Here is a 20,514-nt window from a genome sequence, read left to right as displayed (position 1 = left end):
TATGAGCAAAAAAGTTTATAAAGATGCCATGTCGGCTCTTGAAGGTGTGAAAGACGGAATGACCTTGGTCGTTGGCGGCTTCGGTCTTTGCGGAATTCCGGAAAACTCCATCGCGGCACTTGTTGAGCGCGGTGTGAAAAATCTAACCTGCGTTTCTAACAACGCAGGTGTGGATGATTTTGGTTTGGGTTTGCTTTTGCAAAAACGTCAGATCAAAAAAATGGTTTCATCTTATGTGGGTGAAAACGCTTTGTTTGAAAAACAATTCATGAGTGGCGAACTTGAACTTGAATTCTGCCCTCAAGGCACACTGGCTGAACGCATTCGTGCGGGCGGCGCGGGTATCGCAGGCTTCTACACTCCAACAGGAGTGGGAACCCTGATCGCGGAAGGCAAAGAAATCAAAAACTTCGACGGTCGCGATTACGTTCTTGAGCGTGGTATTGTTGGTGACTTTGCTTTGGTAAAAGCCTGGAAGGGCGATAAGTTCGGAAATTTGGTTTTCCGTAAAACAGCGCGCAACTTCAATCCTATGGCTGCGACTGCGGGTAAAATCACAGTGGCTGAAGTGGAAGAATTGGTTGAAGTCGGTGAATTGGATCCAGATCAAATCCACACTCCGGGCGTATTCGTTCAAAGAATTTTCAAAGGAACGAATTATCAAAAACGCATCGAACAGCGCACAGTGAGCAAGGGGTAATTCATGCCATTATCTAGAGAACAAATCGCACAAAGAATTTCCCAGGAAGTTCAAGATGGTTTTTGCGTTAACCTGGGTATCGGCATTCCAACTTTGGTAGCCAACTACATTCCTAAAGGCATGTCAGTTATGTTACAGAGCGAAAACGGTCTTTTGGGAATGGGTGCATACCCAACTGAAGACAAAGTCGACGCGGATCTTGTAAATGCTGGTAAGCAAACTGTAACAGCAGTTCCTGGTGCGAGCTTCTTTTCAAGTGCTGACTCCTTTGCGATGATCCGTGGTGGTCACGTGGACCTGACTGTTCTTGGTGCCATGGAAGTTGATGAACAAGGCTCCATCGCCAACTGGATGGTCCCGGGCAAAATGGTTAAGGGTATGGGCGGCGCGATGGATCTTGTCGCAGGTGCTCGTAACGTGATCGTAGCCATGCAACACACTGACAAAGAAGGCAACCCCAAACTTCGCACGAAGTGCACCCTGCCTTTGACAGGCATCAAGTGTATCAAGAAAATCGTCAGCGATTTCGGCGTGATCGAAGTCACAGATCAAGGATTCGTTTTAAAAGAATACGCTCCAGATTTGTCGCCTGAAAAAGTTCTTGCAGCCACTGAAGGCAAAATGACCATTGCTCCTGACTGCAAAGCCATGACCTTCTAAAACTCCTACCTACGTCCAGCCCCTTCTCAAGAAATTGCCCCTGACTTTTGTTTCAGGGATACTAAATACAACAATTTCTCGGGAAGGATCTGCACGTGGCTGAGGCTAAAAAGCTTGCTAAGGACAATTACTTGTTTCGTGAGGGTGATGCAGCGGATGCAATGTACATCATTAAATCCGGCTTGCTGGCTGTTACGAAAACCAAAGGTCAATCCGAGGTCATGCTTGCCGAAATCAATCCCGGTGCGATGGTGGGCGAAATGGGCTTGTTCGACAACAAACCTCGCAGTGCCAACGTTAAAGCGATCAAAGAAACAGAAGTCATCGCTCTCCCCTATGATTCATTAAATAAGCAACTGGATCAGCTGCCAGTATGGGTGCGTGCGATTTTAAAAAATCTGAATGAAACCATTCGCGAATCTAATAAAAAAATCAAACAGCTTGAAACGGCCAACGCTGATGAAGAGCGCTTTCCACCGCATGTAATTAATAAATTCATGTCGATTCTGAATTTCGTCTTTAACAAATACGGAAAACCGGAAGCCAATGGTGTCAGCATCTCCTCTGCACTTCTTCGTAATTACACAATTCAGATTTTCCAGGAAGCCACAAACAAAATGACGGCAATGGTGAATGCGCTGACAGAATTAGGCTACCTGACTCAGGAAGATCGCGGCGATGGAACTCAAAAGATAACGAATCTAAAACCTGCCGAGCTGTTTTCCTTCGTTGATTGGTACAATGACTGGTTGTTCAAACAGGAAAAGGACCGCAAAGAGCCACTGACAGAGCAAGAATGCAAAGTTCTAAGCGCCTTGATTCTTTTTGCCAAGAAGGTCCCAACTGACAACAAAGGTCTAAATAAAGTTGATCTAAGCTTGGTTCAAAACGAATCAGTGAAGGAAATCGGCGCCTTGATTAAACCCGACGACGCAAACAGTCTGGTCGAAAAGAAATATCTGGGCGACAAGATCATGGACGGATCAACCGTTTTTGCACCGGTTGAACTCAGCTTCGTCGAGCCTCAAGCTCAAAATTGGACTCTGGTAAACAACCTAAAACGCAAACTCCGCTAAGTTATACTTAATCTACAATCAAAATGAAAAAAGGCTTTAGTTCATCACTAAAGCCTTTTTATTTTTAATCAATGCTTGGATCGGTTTGGCAGCGTAAAGGCAGTTGATCGTCAGGCAGTCTTGTTAAGGACTCTGCTCCGACCGTGTGAACATAGAGCGAGTTTGTCTTTGTTCCACTTGCGATCGGTTGCCCCAAAGTAACGATCACTTTGTCACCGGTTTTGGACAGACCATGAGTCACCAAAAGCTTATCCACCTCGGACAAAATATCTTCCATATTTTTATATGGTTTGATCGCATGAGTCTGAATACCCCAGTTAAGCTCCATGGAGTTCAAAACTTCACGATGCTGGGTCACAGAAATGATGCGTGCTTTAGGACGGAAACTTGAAATGATGCTTGCTGTTTTCCCAGTGCTGGTCAAACAGATGATCGCTGTCGCATTCAGCTTCAATGCACTCAAAGAAGCACTCGCTGCGATCGCGGCCGGCGTACTCAGGAATTCGCTTTCCAAAGAAATCTTGTAGTATTTCTCTTCGTTGCGCTCAACCTCAAGAATGATCTCATGCATAGTGTGAATTGCTTTAAACGGATGCTTACCACTTGCAGATTCAGCGGACAACATCAAAGCATCAGAACCATCCAACACCGCATTTGCCACGTCTGTAATTTCAGCACGTGTCGGGCGAGGATTTTCAATCATACTCTCAAGCATCTGAGTCGCCGTAATAACCGGACGGCCCAACTGATTACACACATTGATGATGCGCTTCTGGAAGCCTGGCAAACGACTTTGACCGACTTCAACAGCCAAGTCGCCACGTGCCACCATCACCGCGTCCGAAAGACGGCAGATCTCTTCAAGGTTTTCCAATGCTTCGATCATCTCGATCTTAGCCACAATTTTTGCCTGGGAACCGCGGGACTCGATAATTTCACGAAGCTTGCGGATATCGCGTGCATGGCGCACGAAACTTAAAGCGATATAATCAACTTTATTGACGATACCGAATTCAAGATCTTCCAGATCTTTGGGAGTCATTGGATCCACCGGCAAATTCACGCCTGGCAGATTCATTCCTTTACGATCCTTCAAGATGCCGCCGTCGATCACCACGACGTCGACTTCTTCACCGCGCACTTGTAAAACTTCAACCTGCATCAAACCGTCATCCAAAAGAATGCGCGTGCCTGGAGTACAGGCCATTGGAAGTTCTTTAAAGTCAGAAGGAATCAACCCCTGACGTCCCAAGATGGGTGCCGTGGTGAAAGTAAACTTCTCGCCTTGTTTGATTTCAATTTTGCCGTTTTCGATTTTTCCAACACGAATCTTTGGGCCCTGTAAATCCTGAAGGATCGTCACCGGGGCATTCAGATCTTTGGAAAGTTTTCGAAGTGAATGAATCACTTTCAGGTGATCTTCATGGGTTCCGTGGGAAAAGTTAAGGCGAGCCACATTCATGCCCGCCTTAATTGCTTTTTCTAGATTTACTTCATCACGAGTTGACGGCCCAATGGTCGCCACAATCTTCGCTCTTCGGTCTGCTAACATGGAAACTACGCCTTCCTAGAGTATGAACTCATCTTTACAGACAAGTTTTGCATATCCTCCTGGTGGCGTCTATTCATTCTCTCAAGTTGATCCTGATGCGACTCACTGAGTTGCGCAAGCTTCGCTTCATATTGCATAGTCACAGATTCTTTTTCGTTCTTCGAAGCTTTCCCTTGGTTCTCCATGCGTTGGCCGAACATGCGCTCAAGACGTTTTATTTCTTTGTCTTGATTGTCTTTAAGCTGAGCAATTTTGTCCTCGTAGGATTTCACTGTGTTTTCAAGTCTCGTATTGAAAGTCTGCTCCATCCCACGGAAACGCTCTGTCATCGCTTTATTGGAGGCTATTTGATCTTCTGAGAAGCGTTGACGCTGACCATCCATGCGCTGCGTATAGTTGTCTTCCATCTGTTCTAAAGAGCTTCCGTAATACTCACCCAAACGCTTGGCATTTTTTGCCGACAAATCTGTAATTTTCTTAACTCTCGACTCGGCAGTTGAGTTGACCTGAATCATTTGATCCGAGTGCTGCTGCTTCATCGTTTCCCGATCTGTAGAGTTTCGGGCATTGGTTACATTCGCCTGAGATTGATATTCCCGATCCACATTACGCAGAAGCTGTGCGTTCTTTTGATTCATCTTGTCTACGCGCTCATCAGCCAGATCGCGCATTCTCTCAACAGCATCTTCACGGCGATGCTCGACAATATCCAATTGTTTTTCATAAGCCTGCGTCAGATTTTTTCTTTCAATCCCACGCAGTTTTTCATTCTTGGCCATTTCATTATTGAGTTTACTGTTCAAACGTTGAATCTGTGAATCTTTGGAACGAACCTGTGAATTAATGCGACCATTCACAGAGTCACGGAATTCCTCATTTTGGGAATCCAAGGTCTCCATTTTGCGCTCCAAAGTATTTTGATACTTGTCACGCACTCGATCCAGCTCCGACTCCATCACTGCCTGCTTCATCTGCAGATTGTCTGAATAGGTTTCTTTGCCATTCGTGATGATATCCGAAATTTTTTGCTGATATGTTTCTTTTTCGTTTTCGCGCATCGTTTCACTTTGTTTAATGCGTGAATCGTAGGACTTTCTCATCTCGTTGATAGCACGATTTTTAGATGCAACTTCCTGTTGATGAGAAGAAGCCATGGCGCTTCTTTCCTTTTCATGGGCATCATTCAGGCGACGGGCATTATTGGAAACATTTTCTCGCGCCTTTTGACGATTTTCATCTGTCGATCGCTGCAATTGTTCATCACGGTTCTTAATCTCCGTATTCAACTGCCCTACCAGATTATTCTTTTGTGCTTCGGTGACCTGTTTTTGCTTATCCAACTGTCCTTGATATGACTCACGCAGCATTGCACGGTCATTGTAAGACTCTTCTGTTTTGTTGCGCAAAGCCTCACGATAGGTATTACGAACTTCATCAATTTTGCGATTGTTATCTAAATCCTTGTCCGTCAACAGTTCACGATTGCGCTCTTTCAAAGAGTCAATTTTGTTTTCGTAGCTATCGGTAATGGATTTAACTTCGTCATGATAACGTTGCTCAAGACGCTTGATTTCCGCGTTACGGCGCTTGGAATTTTCGGTTTCCCGACCTTCATACTCTTCACGAGTTTGTCTGAGTTTTTCGTCCTGGCGCGCGCGATCTGATGAAATAGAAGACATCCTTATCCTCCCCAGTCTGCAGAATAGCACGCGGAGGACCAAGAAACTTCAGGACTCTGACTGGGATAAATAAAATCAGGACCTAGGTTTTAGTAAACTACCTGTCGAAAGCCCGTTGAAACATCAGTTCCCGGATTTTTTGGCGTTCAGCCTGAGCTTCCCGCTTCTGGGCTTCTTCGCGACGACGGCCGTCTTCGATCGAAGCCAGCTGGCGCAAGGCGATCTTTTCATAAAGTCCGGCTCCACGCTCACTTAGATCGGACCAGTTGCCGCGAAGGTCTGCAACCTGCATTTTAAACTGCTCTTTGGTGCCGTCAAAAAGACGGTTCCAAAGAGCCAGATGATCTTTCAAATCGACCGTCTGAATCATTCCATATTCATTTTTACCCTTGGAATTAATCCCTGCAATCCAGAACTCAAATCCCGCCGGTACTTCCAGCTTCTTCCCATCGCGAAGCTCAACACTCAGCTCGGCATCAATATTTCTGACAATCAGCCGCCCTTCACGCTCTATGATCCAGTACTGACCGTGGCTGGATTTTGCAGTCATAAAGGGGGTTTCAACTTGCACGTCGGGTGCATGCTCAACCCATAAAATGCCTTTAACCAGGCGCCACTTCGTCTGCGACAAGCGCATTAATGTGGACCCCTCTCCGGAATGCAATTTCAGATTGTCCTGCTTAAGGTGAAAAGCCGGACCAACAACGTGAAGAGCACAACTTTCAGAAGTCTTCAAACAAGCCACCGGTTCCTGCAACGTATCAGCTGAAGCTCTGACACGAACCTCAACTTGAAACGCCAGCAAGAATATAAGCACTTGAAAAAACTTTTTCATTATTTAAATTCCACACTGTTGGCAAGCTTGCGGGCTTGCTTGCGCAGATCTTCATTTTTGAAATTTTTCAGAACGGTATTGTACACTTCAGAGGCTTCATCGACCTGGTTGTTGTATTCACTGATTTGCCCCATACGCAGCAAAATAAACCCGGTCAACTCGTTGTCCGGATACTGTGTAACCATGTCATCAATTTGCGCCAGGGAGTTACGGAAGTCTTTCTTCAGGAAGTAACTTTCCGCAATAAAGAAATGCGCTTCAACCCCATGAGAACTTAACGGATACTTTTCCAGCAATCCGTTGAATTCAGAAATGGCTTTGTCATAATTTTTCTGAGTAAAGTACTTCTTGGCGCGCTCATACATAACGGGAGACAAATCCACACCGGAATCACTGGCTGGAGTACGCACTGCCGATGCCAGATTGCTAAGTTCATAACTTGCCTGAATAGTTTTATTATCCGGCAACACCTGAGCAACTGTTTGCTGGAAGTCTTTAAGCTGATAACTTAACAGGGAATTATCAAATTGTTCCTTCTCGATCTTTTGATTGAGAGCGGAAATCTGCATTTCATATTTCTGATGACCATTGAAGTGTCCAACCAACACTCCATAAACGGCAACGATACCGATTGTGAGGCACAAACAGAAAACCACAAAGATTGAGTTCTGATTCTTCATGCCCCACTTATCGGCGGGAAACTGCTAAAAATTGAGACTGTATTATTTTGAGACTGCGCTCTGGACTTTAGTATACACCACTTCAGCATCCAGATCAGACCACTTGCCGTTTTTCATTTGCTTCACCGGCACGCGCCCCTTCAGGACCCGCAAAGTTTTATCTTTATCCGAATACCAGAAATGCACCGGATCCACCAAGGCAGCAATAATGAAACTCGTAGGCTTCATCTGCAGCTCCATCAGTTTTTCACCAGCAACTTCTGCTTCCCCGACTTTTTTAATTGTAAAACCCACTGTTTCCAATCGATCCCACACCGCGTAGCGAACGCTGACCGAATTTCCCTGCTGGAACTGATCCCAGTGTGACAAAACAAATGGGGCGAAGTTGGAAGTGCACAACAAAATTCCTTTCAATTTTTCCTCGGAGCTTTTCTTTTTTCCATCAGCCCCTTCGTATTCAAATTTAATTTTATCACCTTCCAAAGTGATGCGCCCTGACTCCCCGGTTTGAGATCTTACAATTTCATAACTGACGAATTTGTCACCTGCCGCCGCACCTTTTTCTGTAACGACCACTTTTCCTAGTGTGTCACGAAATTCGCCCAGCATAAGGGTTTCAGCGCCCTGCGGGGTGATTTCCAGACTCAAATCATAGAGTTTTTGCTTTCTCTCTGACTTCAAACCAAACAGCTCCGCCACGACTTTTTGTTGCGCGGATAAAGTCAACGGAAACAATAAAATGATCAAACACCGAAGCAAATTTCCCATTTTCAATCTCCTGTTTTCTGTAAATTATCTTGACCAATTTCGAACTCAAATTTACTGTCTGTCCCCTGCGCTGAAAGGGAAGATGGCAATGAATAAAGCTCAACTCATCGACATCGTGGCTGAACGTACAAAATCCACGAAAGCTCAATCAGAAAATATTCTTGACGCTACTCTTCGTGTTATTCAGGAGGCCTTAAAAAAAGGTGACGAAGTCAAACTTGTTGGCTTCGGAACATTTTCAAAAGCAACCAGAAAACCTCGACAAGGCCGCAATCCGAAAACTGGCCAAGCCGTAAAAATTCCAAGCGCTCACGTTCCGCGATTCAAACCCGGCAAAGACCTTAAAGACGCTCTAAACTAAGTTGATCCGATGTAATGCTGGCGTAAAACTCAGGTCGATCTTTAACCTGACACCAGCCACTCAAACCGCTCTTCCAGATCAACTGGTAGGGCGAAACCCGACCGGAATTTAACCCCGCCTTGATATCAGAAACCGAATACGGTCCCTCCTGCAAGGGCGTTCCACCTTTTTGCCCAACTAACACAACCCACTCCGGCAACTCTTCATTGATAGGCATTCCAGGAATATACAATTGTCCCGCCGGAAAAAGTGTCAGTTCAAATACACCCCACTCGGCAGCTGGCTTCCAAACTTCACCTTTGCTCTCGTCCAAAATCAGATCCTGAAATCCCACTTCACCTCGATGAATAAACGTCCGCATCTCTTCCAGGCTGAACGGCCCCTGAGGTTTCAAATTCACACTGCGAAACCAGGATTTTTTCATAGCTTTTCCTTTTTACTGTGGAATGGGGCAGGCAAAGACTCTACAACTTCAAGAATTCCATAGTACGCCGCCTCGAAATTTTTATTCTCCATAGATTTTTGCATGAACGTCGCTAAAGTCGAAACCTTCAACAACTTCTTCTGATATCCATTAAACAACCGCTCCCCCATCATCCCTCCAAGCAATGTTGCCGCAACCATATAGCTTAGTTTACGGCGAGGACGGGCCTGCAGGCGATGCCCCGGAACACCGGTGACCACCATCAACTCATGCATCTTCTGCGCAAGCGCCAACTGCAAAGCTTCTTTTCCAATATCAGAGGACTCTTTGTGCGCGAGGCTTGCCTTGATATCGACAATCGTATCTGTCTTTCTTTTGGGGTTGATCATTTTGGAACCGAAATAAGCGACAGCTTCCATCCAAATCAAACGCAAAAAATCCTGAGGCATTTCAGAAAAGAATGACTTTGCCTCGCTCACCTGGGCATGAATATAGTGCATCGCTAATGTCGCGGCATGATTGACGGTTCCCCGCGCAAGATAAGCCGCGCTGATCTCAGGAAGATAAAAAGAGTTTTCATCCTCGATCAATCGCTGAATCCACATTTGCTTTTTAGAGTCGTAATGTTCCCGCACCTGCGACCAAAAAGAATCATCATGAGCGGTGTACACAGAAAGGCCCGACAAAGACACTTTCAATCCCAGCTCTTCGGACATGATTTTTACGTATCTACCGACGTGATCTGTAAAATCCAATGGTTCAAAGTCCGAATCCTCGTCTTCATCCCAATCTTCGTCATCATCGCCCGAAAAATGCAGACCCTCGTCATAGGCTTGTTCCAGATACATCAAATAGTTCTGCCACTTCACCCATGGGGGCACACTCATCAGGCAAAAGGTATTGCGATTGATGCGGATCAGATCCGTGCTGCCCTCAGCACCTTTATTTAACAATTGAAAATACAGCTTGTCTGAGTTTTGAAACAGACTCATTACCTTTTTGGCAAAAGGCTTACCCAGGTTTTTTTGAATTTCCGCTGGTATATGAGCTCCCGCCAAATGCAGATCACCGTAAATAACAAAAATCAGACTCTCAGGGTATGATCTGGTCAATTCAGCGATTTTCTTACCGGCAAAGACATCCCGCGACTTCAAAGTAGTGGCATTGCGTTTGGCGAATGCCTTATTCAAGCCAAACACTGGAATCTTATGTTTCTGAGCGTAGCGCAAAATGGGACGATAATGCTCCCACGGAAATCCCCAACGGACCTCCCATTTAATTGCCTTCAGAAATTCCTTTTCCGAAATTTTCCCCTGCATGAATTTATCAATTTTTAATTGATCGGCAGCATCAAAAAACTCCACAGCCAAAACAGTGGGGCGATCCTTTGGTATATTACGCAAAACACGCAACTGAGCCTTTTGAGACTGGTGAAGTGCATGAAAATCACCCATAAGAACCACTTGAGAACCCGCAATCTGCTCCCAAAGTTCGGTATGCTGAGCGGACTGCCACTTACGGGCGAATTCACTTTGGTAGGTTTTATGATAACGCATCAACTCAGGGGTGTCCTCCCCGAGACGATGACGAACTTGTTTCTCCATCTGTAGATAGAGGTCTTTGCGAATGCGAATCCACTTTTGTATGTCGTTCAAAGCTGTCTTCCTTGATAGCAGCTTTAATTTTTGCATAAATTTCGTTGATTTCAAACATGATTCTAAGATTCAATAAGGCATGAAAAACACATCAAGCAAAAACGCATTCCTTTTTGTTGCCATTATTGCGACTCTGATCGCTATTGGTTGCCACACTTACCTAACTCAACACTTCTATGCTGTGAAGTTTGGCACCCTGGAAGGCACTTCCTTTTGCAACGTCAGCTCAACCTTCAACTGTGACACCGTAACTGCCAGCAAATTTGCATCCTTCCTTGGAATTCCAATGGCTATGTGGGGCGTTGCCGCAAACTTGATCCTGCTTTTCCTCTTAAGTATTACGCGCTGGAATCTAACTATGGATCGTGACAAAACATCCCGTTATGCATTCCTTATGGCCACTCTGGTTCTTATGGGGTCAGTTGTTATGGGTTTGATCTCATTAACAGCAATGACAACCTACTGCCTGGTCTGCATCGGCACTTACGTTCTTTCACTGATTTCATTCTTGGGTGCCTGGAAGGGTGCTTCAAATCTGTCAGTCAGCAATCTTACCGAAGATATCAAAGACAGCTTTGTTACCGACAAATGGTTCCTCGGCTCCCTTGTGGCAATTCCAGTCTTCGCTTTCATTGCCAACCTTATGTACACAGAAACCAAAGGTTTTGGTGATATGGAGAAAATCTCCGCTGAAAGAGTTGGCTACTGGATGTCGGCACCCGAACAGCAGTTCGACAACAACAAAGGCCTGACTTTGCAACTGGGTTCAGAACCGCCAGTCATGACAATCGTTGAGTTTGCTGACTTCTTCTGTCCGCACTGCAAGCATGCAGCGCCACCTATTCATTCATTCGTAAAAAGTCACCCGGATGTGAAACTTGTATTCAAGCCATTCCCCATCGACGGAACTTGCAATAAAGCAGTACAAGGCGGTGGCGATGGAGTACGCTGTGGATTGGCTGCCTCTGTCTTCTGTGCTGAAAAAATCGCTCAAAAAGGCTGGGCCGCTCACGACTTCATCTTTGAAAAACAGGCTGAATTCATGGGCGCACCGGTTTTAGATAAACTTCTAGATCAAGTAGCAACATCCACTGGCATCGCCGCAGAGGAGCTTAAAAAATGCTCCAGCGATCCAGCTACCTTGGAATTGATTAGCGCCATGGCTAAAGAAGGTGAAGTTGCACAAATCCAAGGAACGCCAACAGTATTTGTGAATGGAAAGCTTTTAACAGGTGGGCAATCTAAACCAGTCCTTGAAGAAACCTACCGAGCTATCAAAAAGTAAAAACAAAAAAGCCACCCGCAAGGTGGCTTTTTTTATAACCCAACCAGCTCTACCAACCAGTTAGCCAACCTACCAAAGGCATCATCGAAAACTATGACACTGGTTGAAGCCAGTCCATTCACGATATCCAACCAGAAGGCCAAAATTATAATCCCCAGCGATGCAGCACACAAAGCTCGCACGACATAAATCGTTGAACGCGCATCCGTAATGCGTAGGTCGGTTTGAATTTTCTCAATTGTTTTAAGAACATACTGCAGCTCTTTAAAGTGCTCTTTAAATTTTTCTCGCAATTCCTGCTGTTTCGCACGAGTCAAAGAGTTAATCCCTGGAAACCCCCTCTTTGCTTTAATCGCATAAATAAGGTCAATTCCATGATGAATATAGCGAGTCACTTTACCTTTGAAATCAGGATACTCCGATGGAGCCTCAAGAAAGTCTTTCAACTCTTCAATGGCGCGATCGTAGCGTTCAGCCAAAACCCAAGTCAGGATTTTATATCGAAACGATTCGGGACTACCCAAATCAGATCGATCCACAGTACCCATATCAAATAGGTTCGCATCATCGAGTTTCTTAATTTCAGATGCCATAGCGGCATTGTCTTTAATTGCTGGAACAGCCATGAATAGCTTTTCGGATTTTCCTCTTTAACAATAAAGCCAAAATCACCCCACCTAGGTCCAGTCTTAAGCCTTTGGTTTGACGGACCTGCCTCATACTGAGAAACTGGATTTAGGGCGACCTAGACTTCATGGAGGAGGGCTATGGACACCGAACAATTCCAGAGCGCTAAATTAGGACATCTAGACTTCGAATTCGAGCAACCGAAAGCGGTGGCTTCAATTCCACTTCCGGACGAGCTCCCAAAAAGAGCCGATGTCAGTCATATTCCAAAAGAAATATTGAAATCTTCTACTGTGGAAAATCTTATTTCCCAGAACGAAGACCTGATGGCGCGACTTAAAGTGGCGATTCGTCGACTTTCTTTGCTGGAAAACGAAAACCAGAAATTAAGCGAGGAGTCTGCGAAAGCCAGACTTTCTCAATCTTCAGTCACAGATCAGATCTTGGTTTGGCGAGAAAAAGACAACATGTGGAAACACAAGGTTGATCAGATCGAGCGCGAAAAAGAAGTTCAAACTGAAAAGCTCCGCGCTCTTCAGGAAAAAGTTCAGAATATGAACGCAGATTTGGTGCGCCATCAAAAATATCACGATCGCATCAAAACTCAGGTTAAACCTTACATCACGCAGCTCAAAGAGTACTCTGCAGCTCAAGATGTACGCGTCACCGAACTTGAAGCAGACCTGAATCACAAAGAAGCTCTGCTTCGTGATTTACGTCATCAAATTATTGAAGTCACAAAGCATGCCCGCTACCAAGTGGAAATTTCAGAAAAGAAAACCCAGGAATTGGTTCAACACTATGAAAACCAAATCACGGTGATGTCGAAAGAACTTCAAGTACTGCATCAAGCTCAAGAAGATCTTGAGGTGAAAACGGCAAAGCTACATTCCGCATTGGAACGCCAGGATACATTGGAGAATGAACTGGTTGTCGTTCGTCGTAGCAAAGAGGAAATCCGCCACCGTCTTGAGCAGGAAATCAACCGCCAGCAAGAGCGCATGACGGAGCTTACGCGTCAGAATCAAAAGCTGGGCGTGGAGCATGCCGATCTACAAATCCGCGTGGTGCAAGATCAAGAAGTAATCGAAAAACTGGAAAGAGAAAATCGCCAGTATTTTGAGCAATTGGAAAGTCTTCGCTACATGTGGAACGCCAAGAACGAAGAAAATGAAAAACTCAAGGTTGCAGCGGCCGCTTTGGAGCGCCTAAACCTTGAGCTCAGTCAGAAACTAAACGATTTAAGAAAATAGTCCGCCGAAGCCTCGGCGAAGACGGACTGCCGTCCGCCCGCGTGGGACTAAAAGCTTTGTAGAGCACCTTCGATGCTTTCATGCACTTCCAGCGCCGGGCATTGCGAAAAGGCGAAAAGGCGCTGGAAATCAGGATTCAACCCCGCAATTTTCACATTCAACTGCTTCTCGACATTCAATTCATTCAACAAACCAAAGAACGACTGTATCCCCGAAGATCCCACGAAATTCAGGTTTTTCATGCAGAACACAACTTTCTTGTCCGCCAGGGTAGTCATGCAAGCCTTCTTGAAAGATTGAGTCTTTTCAATCTCAATTCGCCCACTCAGAGAAATGATCGTGATATCCCCGTCCAAAACGAGTTTTAATTCCATGGAAATCCCTTTCTGCACTTCATTATCTCCCAGACAATGACAAGCTACTTAACGGCTTAATTTCATGCCGTTTTGAGTCCAAATTTCATCCTCGACAAAGGGCCAAAGACTCCCTACCATAGTTTGGTGCAACTTTGTTCGGTCATCTTGTTTATATCTCTAATCATGTCCTATGCGACACCTTCTGCGGCCCAGTCCGTAGAAACACCTGCAGCAAAAATTCAGGGCATTTTGCTTAATGCTGACAGCATGTTCCGGGATAACGAGAAAGAAACAGTTGAACTCGAAGGCAATGTTCAAATCGTTTATCAGGGGCAACATATCAAAGCGGACAAAGCCACAGTCCAGTTGCGCACTCATCGTGCCGAGCTTTATGGAAATGTCGAAATCAGCGACATGAAAAACACCATCGCTGGATCCCACGTAAAACTCGATTACGAAAACAACACAGGCATTATCTACGATGGATACGTCTCCTCCGGTCCCGTTGCATTTTCAGGCAGCGTCCTGGAAAAAACCGGACCACAAGAATTCATCGTCAGCGATGCCGACTATACAACCTGTACGAACTGCCCAGCATCCTGGAGTTTTTCCGGTTCTACAGTTCGCGCTGAAATGGGTGGATACGCATACATCAAGAATGCCATCCTTCGCATCTCTGATATTCCAGTATTCTGGTTCCCCTATCTGGTTGTACCACTAAAAAGTGACCGACAGTCTGGCGTGCTAACTCCAGGATTTGAATTGTCTGACAAGGGGGGCTTCACGGCCTACCTTCCCTACTTCTGGGCGATTTCGCGCAGCACGGATGCCACGATCACTCTGAAAAACTACGAAAAGCGTGGTCTTAAGGGAATGCTGGAATATCGCTATGCTTTGAATGAAGACAGCGAAGGAACCCTCTCCACGGCCTCCGTGTATGACAAGTCATTTGGTAATGACCAACTTCTTAATAGATTTCGTTCGCCGAATGACATCGGCAAACCCCTTGATCGCTGGTACCTAAAGTACGACCACTACTACGACATGCCTGGCAGCTATATCCACCGATCAAGCATCAATCTTGCGAGCGATCTGCAATACCCCAAAGACTTCCCACTGGAAACAATGAACTATGGTGACTCCTCCATGGAGAGCCGGGTTTCCGTCACCAAAAATTCAAAAGATACACATTTCAATGTGGACACGTCCTACTACTACAATCTTTTACAATCAAATCCGCTTTCAAACAACGAAGATGCCGTTCATCGACTGCCTGAAATTCGCTGGTCGTCAGTTGAAAAAAACATCGGTGAAACAAACTTCGTCTACACCTTGAATCTGGACTACGTGAACTTTACACGTGCGGGTCAAGCTTACGACGACATGGTCTATTATACGGATCCTACTAATGGAAACCGCATTCGCTACGTTAAGAATTCATGCAATACGCCTAAGTGGTCCGACAATCCTAACTGTCATAAAGTTTATGACGGCACCTATGATCCGGAAACAGACCTTATCCGTACCGGTCAACGTTTGGATTTCGTTCCCACCTTGTCTTACCCGATAAAAGTTGCCGACGGAGTAGATGTTCTGCCACGGGTGAGCTACCGAGAAACTCACTATAGCTTTGAAGTCGGTGATGAGAAATATTATGTGCGCAGATATGCACGGACAGAACTTGCGGGACGCATGGATTTCAGTCGCATCTACGGAGATCGCATCGATGCCAAAGCCACCCGCATTAAGCACGAAATCATTCCAGAGATTTCCTATACCAATATTCCATGGATCGATCAGGGCCGCCATCCATTCTATGGCCAAGGGCAATCCAACGATGCCCCCTACACCTCGACAGACTCCATTTCCGATCTGGATTTGGGCTCAGACTATGGTTTGCAATTTGACTACACCGACCGGGTATACGATCGCAACCTTGTGACGTTGGCGTTGACGAATAAATTGATTCGTAAATCCTGGATCGGAGATCGACCTGAGTACCAGCAGATTGGATATTTAAAGCTGGCCCAATCCTATGATGGCACTCAAAGCAATAAGTCCCAGGCGGAGCCTTGGTCTGACTTAAGTGCCATCCTGGATGTGCGCCTGCCAAGATTTCAAACTTATTCTATCTTCAATTACTATCCCTATCACGGTGTCACGAACGCCTCGTCGCGCGTTCGTGCATTGAATGAAAAAGGTCAGTTTGCTCAAGTGGCACTGACCCAACAGTATAAGATCGCTCCGGGTAAGGCCGTTGATGAATCCAGCCGAACAGAGGATTGGACATTTTCCGCAGGTTTCATTTCCCGCTATATAAATCTAATGGGCCGTCTGGTTTACGATGCCAATACTCAAAACTCTGGCGTTAGAAATCCAAAATCCTGGGCCTATATTGCCCAGTTCAAACCACCTGGAGATTGTTGGATGATCACCTTCATTCAGGATCAAATCACTGGTGGTGACACCAACCTACGTTTGAATTTCGAGTTCAACTTCGACGGAAACTTGAAACCACCAATTCCACCAGAAGCCTTGGACCAATTCGGCTTCTAGCCAATTGGCCGAACAGTGCTGTCGCGAATGCAGCCGTAAAAACTTAAGTCATGCAACCATTATGTTACATCATCTATGATGGTAATTTCCCCAAAGCGAGTAACAAAGGCCCAATGAACTTCAACAAGACAATTAAAACGTGACGCCAAAAACGTCGCGGCTCCCATTAATCGATACTTCTGTCTTGGAGAAATTCGCGCATTATAGAACGTGGTCTGATTTGCGGTTTTCACTTCAACCATCAGTAATTTCTTTCGATCCGGAGTTTGAAACAGCAAATCGATTTCAGCGAAAGGCGTTTTCACGCGCTGTTTTAAAAGAAGATAATTTCGATTGATATAGTACTTGGAAACAAATTCTTCAGACTGGACGCCACGTTCGTGCGCCCAGTGGATTTTCTTAGCGGACGTATTCTTTGACGCCGGCAAAGGACTTGCGGTGTTCTTCACACGGTCCGTGCTCGACGATTGATTTTTTATGTACTGGGGTTGAGTAACCTTTGTGTCCTTCGAATCCATAGGCTGGGTATTTCGCTCCTAACTCTTTCATCAAGTTATCACGAGTCACTTTTGCCACAATCGAAGCCGCCGAAATCGGCGCCACACGAAGATCACCTTTAATCACTGTCGTTTGCTGATAGCCCGCCAGTTTCGGAATCTTTTGATTTCCATCCACCAGCACGTGACCACCACTCACGCCCAAAGCTTCAATAGCGCGCTTCATAGCCAGCAACGATGCCTGCAAAATATTTAACTCGTCGATCTCCTCAACGCTTGCAGAACCAATACCCACTTTATGTTTTTGCTTAATCAAGACAGCCAGTTCTTCACGACGCTCTTCGGACAGAAGTTTCGAGTCGGTGACCAAATCCTGCAATTCTGCGGATTCAAAAATCACGGCCGCTGCGTAAACAGGCCCCGCCAGACATCCACGCCCCACTTCATCAACACCAATAATCGGAGTCGGTGAAAACTCACGCCACTCCACCATCGGCAGATCCAGATTCTTTTTGGGCTTTGCCGTCTTCTTGGCTTTCACCACAGTCAAAGACTTCGCCGCACGCGATGACTTTTCAGCCGCAGCATACTTCACAGCCTTGCCAGCAGAGCTTTTGCCTGCAGATGATTTTGCTGTGATTTTAGATTTCTTCGCTGATGATTTGCTAAGTTTAGCCATGCCCGTCTTATCCGCCGTTGTGATGTTTTATCTAGATGTCGAGTCCGGGTGATTTTAGACAGAGGGGGTTCCAGTGGTCACTGGAAAAAAGAAAAAGACCTGGTTCGTCAGAACCAGGTCTTGGAAAATTTCATTTACAGAAATTTCGGGAATCTAAGACTACTCAGCAGCAGAAACTGGAGATGCCAATTCAGATTCGATTTTCGCAGCTTTACCAGAAAGGTTGCGAAGGAAGTAAAGTTTAGAACGACGTACTTTACCGATGTTTACCAATTCAACTTTTTCCAAAATTGGAGAGTTGAACGGGAATGTTCTTTCAACGCCTACACCCGCAGAGATTTTACGAACTGTGAAAGATTTCGCAGCGCCCGCACCTTGGATTTTAGTTACGATACCTTTGTAAAGCTGAACGCGTTCTTTTTCGCCTTCTTTTACTTTAACGTATACGTTAACAGTGTCGCCAGAGTCGAAAGCTTGGATGCTTTTGTTAGCAGCTTTAATGCTTACGCGACGAACCAGGTTAGTTTCTTTAACTTCAGATTTTGCTTTTTTTACAGTCTTTTTTACAGCTTTAGCCATTGCTTAGTCCCTTATGCCAATCAAATTTTCACAAAAAGTAAAACAAGGGTCTACCATGGACCCATTACGCGGTCAAGACAGATACTTACTGCCGATCTCACAGAAAGATGGCGGTAGTCTTGCGGGGGAGCCCCCCTAATGCTTTCTAATACTCCGGAGCAGGATCTTAGAAGCTCTGTTGTCATGCCGTTGCCTGTACCAAATAACATGAATACAGGCTTTTTTTCTACGTGCATCTCATGACGCAGCTCGCTAAACGAGTACTTTTTTAAGCCCTCTTCCCGAGCCGAAGTCGAAATTAAAAGAGCCCCAGGAGTATTCCAGTCCTCGATAGCCTTCTCAACACTCTCAATAGCTTTTACAGAGCCCAGGGCAGTCTTTCTCATCGGATTGTATGCTGAGCCCTGTCCTGTGCGCCAGTGGTCCAATACGCGGTCCACAAACATCAGCTGCTCTTTCATCGGATGGATAATGTAATATTTTTCCACCCCGAAAGTCTGAGCCGCTCTCGCAATATCATGGATATCGAAATTAGTGATATTGGTCGCCACGGTTTTATTCTGACGATCCCGCACCGGATAGTGAACCAGGCCAATCGCCAGACGCGGAACATAAGTTGAATTTTCAGCCATTGAAATCTTCCTCACCAAGTTCAGACAACCCCAGGATCTGGCGTTCGGACTTGGACATATTCATCCAAAATTTTTTAAGCTCTTTCAAGGGAGCTTCCGTCTTTTTCTTTTTAAGAGCACGGTACTTTTCATTCTCTTTTTCCAGATAGGACTGAAACAGATCCGGGCGCTTCACCAATGTCACCAGAGCCGAAACTTTTTCCTTCCACTCCCCGATCAATTTGTGATTTCCACCCAAAAGAATTTCAGGAACCACTTCGCCTGCGAATTCGCGCGGCCGAGTGAAATTGGGATGCTCCAATAATCCTGCAGAAAAGCTGTCTTTGTCGGCACTCTGTTCATGCCCCAACACTCCCGGAATAAAACGCGACAGTGCATCCACGACAACCAGGGCACCCAACTCACCACCGGACAGAACATAGTCCCCGATCGATATTTCCTCATCGACGTGAGCATTGATAATACGCTGATCGATGCCGCCATAGCGACCACAGATCAAGATCAGGTGTTCGGCTTTTGCCAAGTCCCGGGCTTTTTCGTCAGTGAGCACTTCGCCTTGCGGAGAAAGATATATCACCTTTGAATTGTTATGTTTCACTTTGTGAATTGTTTTTTCCAGGGTTTCGGCCAGCATGATCATGCCATCACCGCCACCGAAGGGACGATCATCCACAGTCTTGTGGCGATCCGCGGCAAACTCACGAGGTGTGTGAGCTTTTACTTCGAGGCGATCACTCTTCAGAGCTTGCCCCAGAACACCGTAAGACACAGCATTCTGAATCATCTCAGGGAAAAGAGTGATCACATCAATTTTGAGCATTTACTTATTCTCTAGATCGAACAAGCCTTCTGGCAAATCCATCACCACGGCTTGGTGTTTGAAATCGATTTTTTTGATGAAAGCATCCACGAAAGGGATTTCCACTTTCTTGCCGTTAGCTTCAACCACCAATAGATCCTGAACTCCGTTACTGGAGAAACCCACGATTTCACCCAATACTGTTTGTTCCGGATCTTTCAATTTGAAGTTTTTGATTTCATTCAAATAAATTGTCTCGCCAGGTTTTGAAACCAACAATTCCTCGTCGATCAGGAATTCCATGTGCTCAACACCCTCAGCCGCCGTACGATCCGCGATTTCAGCGGCTTTTACGATAAGACCTTTTTTGAAAGGCTTTGTGCGCTCAACAGTGAATTCAGATGCAGAACCATCTTTACCGCGCAGAACGAATTTCTTCATGCGCTTGGCCCAAGTGATCTCACCTGAGAAAATAAGAACGTATAAATCGCCCTTTAAGCCGTGCGCTTCTCTGACTTTACCAACCAACTTCATGAACCACCTCAAGAAACAGAAAGGGGTTGTGTAACACAACCCCTTCCCTAAGAATCGAAATTTTAATTTTTCTGAATACTATTCAACGATATCCAAGTGATAGCGTTTATTCAGCTTAGTACCTGCCGCGCGAATGATAGTTCTCATCGCCGCTGCAGTTTTACCTTGTTTGCCGATAACCTTACCAAGATCTTCTTTATCTACCTTAAGAGCAAGTAGAGTCGTTTGTTGACCTGGAATTTCATCCACTTCAACATTATCAGGCTTATCAACAAGGGACTTCGCCATAAATTCGACGAGGTCTTTCAAGCTATCCATATTACCCCC

The 20,514-nt window shown here is 45.5% G+C and carries 23 protein-coding genes; 7 read left to right on the top strand and 16 right to left on the bottom strand.

The window, feature by feature from the left end:
* The first annotated feature begins 1 nt into the window (after nt 1).
* The 3 genes from ACLVWU_RS09145 (at nt 2) to ACLVWU_RS09135 (ending at nt 2,436) form a co-directional block, all read left to right on the top strand.
* On the top strand, nt 2–700 hold the full coding sequence (locus tag ACLVWU_RS09145; protein WP_413578681.1) for a CoA transferase subunit A: 699 nt from the start codon (nt 2–4) through the stop codon (nt 698–700).
* A 3-nt stretch (nt 701–703) separates the two neighbouring features.
* Nucleotides 704–1,360 carry a 3-oxoacid CoA-transferase subunit B gene (locus ACLVWU_RS09140; RefSeq protein ID WP_413578680.1) on the top strand — a complete coding sequence of 219 codons (657 nt, stop codon included), beginning with the start codon at nt 704–706 and terminating at the stop codon, nt 1,358–1,360.
* A 95-nt stretch (nt 1,361–1,455) separates the two neighbouring features.
* On the top strand, nt 1,456–2,436 hold the full coding sequence (locus ACLVWU_RS09135) for a Crp/Fnr family transcriptional regulator (protein WP_413578679.1): 981 nt from the start codon (nt 1,456–1,458) through the stop codon (nt 2,434–2,436).
* Between the two features lie 64 nt (nt 2,437–2,500).
* Here ACLVWU_RS09135 and pyk read toward each other — a convergent pair whose 3' ends face one another.
* The 5 genes from pyk to ACLVWU_RS09110 form a co-directional block, all read right to left on the bottom strand.
* Nucleotides 2,501–3,988, bottom strand: a complete 1,488-nt coding sequence (pyk, locus tag ACLVWU_RS09130; RefSeq protein ID WP_413578678.1) for a pyruvate kinase — start codon at nt 3,986–3,988, stop codon at nt 2,501–2,503.
* A gap of 5 nt (nt 3,989–3,993) precedes the next feature.
* On the bottom strand, nt 3,994–5,667 hold the full coding sequence (locus ACLVWU_RS09125) for a hypothetical protein (protein ID WP_413578677.1): 1,674 nt from the start codon (nt 5,665–5,667) through the stop codon (nt 3,994–3,996).
* A gap of 97 nt (nt 5,668–5,764) precedes the next feature.
* On the bottom strand, nt 5,765–6,502 hold the full coding sequence (locus tag ACLVWU_RS09120) for a hypothetical protein (protein WP_413578676.1): 738 nt from the start codon (nt 6,500–6,502) through the stop codon (nt 5,765–5,767).
* On the bottom strand, nt 6,502–7,182 hold the full coding sequence (locus tag ACLVWU_RS09115; RefSeq protein WP_413578675.1) for a tetratricopeptide repeat protein: 681 nt from the start codon (nt 7,180–7,182) through the stop codon (nt 6,502–6,504). The genes ACLVWU_RS09120 and ACLVWU_RS09115 overlap by 1 nt, the downstream gene beginning before the upstream one ends.
* 42 nt (nt 7,183–7,224) lie before the next feature.
* Nucleotides 7,225–7,950, bottom strand: coding sequence for a hypothetical protein (locus ACLVWU_RS09110; protein WP_413578674.1), 726 nt, complete (start codon nt 7,948–7,950; stop codon nt 7,225–7,227).
* A gap of 88 nt (nt 7,951–8,038) precedes the next feature.
* Here ACLVWU_RS09110 and ACLVWU_RS09105 point away from each other — a divergent pair, with 88 nt between their 5' ends.
* On the top strand, nt 8,039–8,311 hold the full coding sequence (locus tag ACLVWU_RS09105) for an HU family DNA-binding protein (RefSeq protein ID WP_413578673.1): 273 nt from the start codon (nt 8,039–8,041) through the stop codon (nt 8,309–8,311).
* On the opposite strand, the gene ACLVWU_RS09100 is transcribed toward ACLVWU_RS09105, so the two are convergent.
* Both ACLVWU_RS09100 and ACLVWU_RS09095 read right to left on the bottom strand, forming a co-directional pair.
* Nucleotides 8,292–8,735, bottom strand: a complete 444-nt coding sequence (locus ACLVWU_RS09100) for a GYF domain-containing protein (protein ID WP_413578672.1) — start codon at nt 8,733–8,735, stop codon at nt 8,292–8,294. The two genes, ACLVWU_RS09105 and ACLVWU_RS09100, sit on opposite strands and share 20 nt — an antisense overlap.
* Nucleotides 8,732–10,390: a ChaN family lipoprotein gene (locus tag ACLVWU_RS09095; protein ID WP_413578671.1), complete on the bottom strand. Its 1,659-nt coding sequence runs from the start codon at nt 10,388–10,390 to the stop codon at nt 8,732–8,734. Before ACLVWU_RS09095 ends, ACLVWU_RS09100 begins: the two co-directional genes overlap by 4 nt.
* A gap of 79 nt (nt 10,391–10,469) precedes the next feature.
* Between ACLVWU_RS09095 and ACLVWU_RS09090 the strand changes: the two genes are divergently transcribed.
* On the top strand, nt 10,470–11,675 hold the full coding sequence (locus tag ACLVWU_RS09090) for a DsbA family protein (protein ID WP_413578670.1): 1,206 nt from the start codon (nt 10,470–10,472) through the stop codon (nt 11,673–11,675).
* A gap of 32 nt (nt 11,676–11,707) precedes the next feature.
* Here the strand turns inward: ACLVWU_RS09090 and ACLVWU_RS09085 are convergent, their stop codons facing one another.
* Nucleotides 11,708–12,301, bottom strand: coding sequence for a hypothetical protein (locus tag ACLVWU_RS09085; protein WP_413578669.1), 594 nt, complete (start codon nt 12,299–12,301; stop codon nt 11,708–11,710).
* A gap of 141 nt (nt 12,302–12,442) precedes the next feature.
* Between ACLVWU_RS09085 and ACLVWU_RS09080 the strand changes: the two genes are divergently transcribed.
* Complete coding sequence (locus ACLVWU_RS09080; RefSeq protein WP_413578668.1) at nt 12,443–13,555, top strand: hypothetical protein; 1,113 nt, start codon at nt 12,443–12,445, stop codon at nt 13,553–13,555.
* 47 nt (nt 13,556–13,602) lie between these two features.
* On the opposite strand, the gene ACLVWU_RS09075 is transcribed toward ACLVWU_RS09080, so the two are convergent.
* Nucleotides 13,603–13,929 (bottom strand): STAS domain-containing protein, encoded by a 327-nt coding sequence (locus tag ACLVWU_RS09075; RefSeq protein ID WP_413578667.1) that lies wholly within the window; start codon nt 13,927–13,929, stop codon nt 13,603–13,605.
* Nucleotides 13,930–14,076: 147 nt separating this feature from the next.
* Between ACLVWU_RS09075 and ACLVWU_RS09070 the strand changes: the two genes are divergently transcribed.
* Nucleotides 14,077–16,467, top strand: a complete 2,391-nt coding sequence (locus ACLVWU_RS09070; protein WP_413578666.1) for an LPS-assembly protein LptD — start codon at nt 14,077–14,079, stop codon at nt 16,465–16,467.
* A gap of 59 nt (nt 16,468–16,526) precedes the next feature.
* On the opposite strand, the gene ACLVWU_RS09065 is transcribed toward ACLVWU_RS09070, so the two are convergent.
* The 7 genes from ACLVWU_RS09065 to ACLVWU_RS09035 form a co-directional block, all read right to left on the bottom strand.
* Nucleotides 16,527–16,916, bottom strand: a complete 390-nt coding sequence (locus ACLVWU_RS09065; RefSeq protein WP_413578665.1) for a YraN family protein — start codon at nt 16,914–16,916, stop codon at nt 16,527–16,529.
* Nucleotides 16,867–17,457, bottom strand: coding sequence for a ribonuclease HII (locus tag ACLVWU_RS09060; protein WP_413578782.1), 591 nt, complete (start codon nt 17,455–17,457; stop codon nt 16,867–16,869). The genes ACLVWU_RS09065 and ACLVWU_RS09060 overlap by 50 nt, the downstream gene beginning before the upstream one ends.
* A gap of 345 nt (nt 17,458–17,802) precedes the next feature.
* Complete coding sequence (gene rplS, locus ACLVWU_RS09055) at nt 17,803–18,222, bottom strand: 50S ribosomal protein L19 (protein ID WP_413578664.1); 420 nt, start codon at nt 18,220–18,222, stop codon at nt 17,803–17,805.
* Between the two features lie 50 nt (nt 18,223–18,272).
* Nucleotides 18,273–18,854, bottom strand: a complete 582-nt coding sequence (locus ACLVWU_RS09050; protein WP_413578663.1) for an RNA methyltransferase — start codon at nt 18,852–18,854, stop codon at nt 18,273–18,275.
* A complete protein-coding gene (gene trmD, locus ACLVWU_RS09045) occupies nt 18,847–19,674 on the bottom strand; it encodes a tRNA (guanosine(37)-N1)-methyltransferase TrmD (RefSeq protein WP_413578662.1) in 828 nt (275 codons plus the stop codon). The genes ACLVWU_RS09050 and trmD overlap by 8 nt, the downstream gene beginning before the upstream one ends.
* On the bottom strand, nt 19,675–20,187 hold the full coding sequence (gene rimM / locus ACLVWU_RS09040) for a ribosome maturation factor RimM (RefSeq protein ID WP_413578661.1): 513 nt from the start codon (nt 20,185–20,187) through the stop codon (nt 19,675–19,677).
* A 78-nt stretch (nt 20,188–20,265) separates the two neighbouring features.
* Entirely contained in the window at nt 20,266–20,505 is a 240-nt protein-coding gene (locus ACLVWU_RS09035) for a KH domain-containing protein (RefSeq protein WP_061835721.1), read from the bottom strand.
* Nucleotides 20,506–20,514 lie beyond the last annotated feature (9 nt).

Origin of the sequence: Bdellovibrio sp. HCB290, from assembly GCF_047305925.1 — a bacterium.
Lineage (GTDB): Bacteria > Bdellovibrionota > Bdellovibrionia > Bdellovibrionales > Bdellovibrionaceae > Bdellovibrio.
This window is presented reverse-complemented; position numbering and strand designations above follow the sequence as displayed.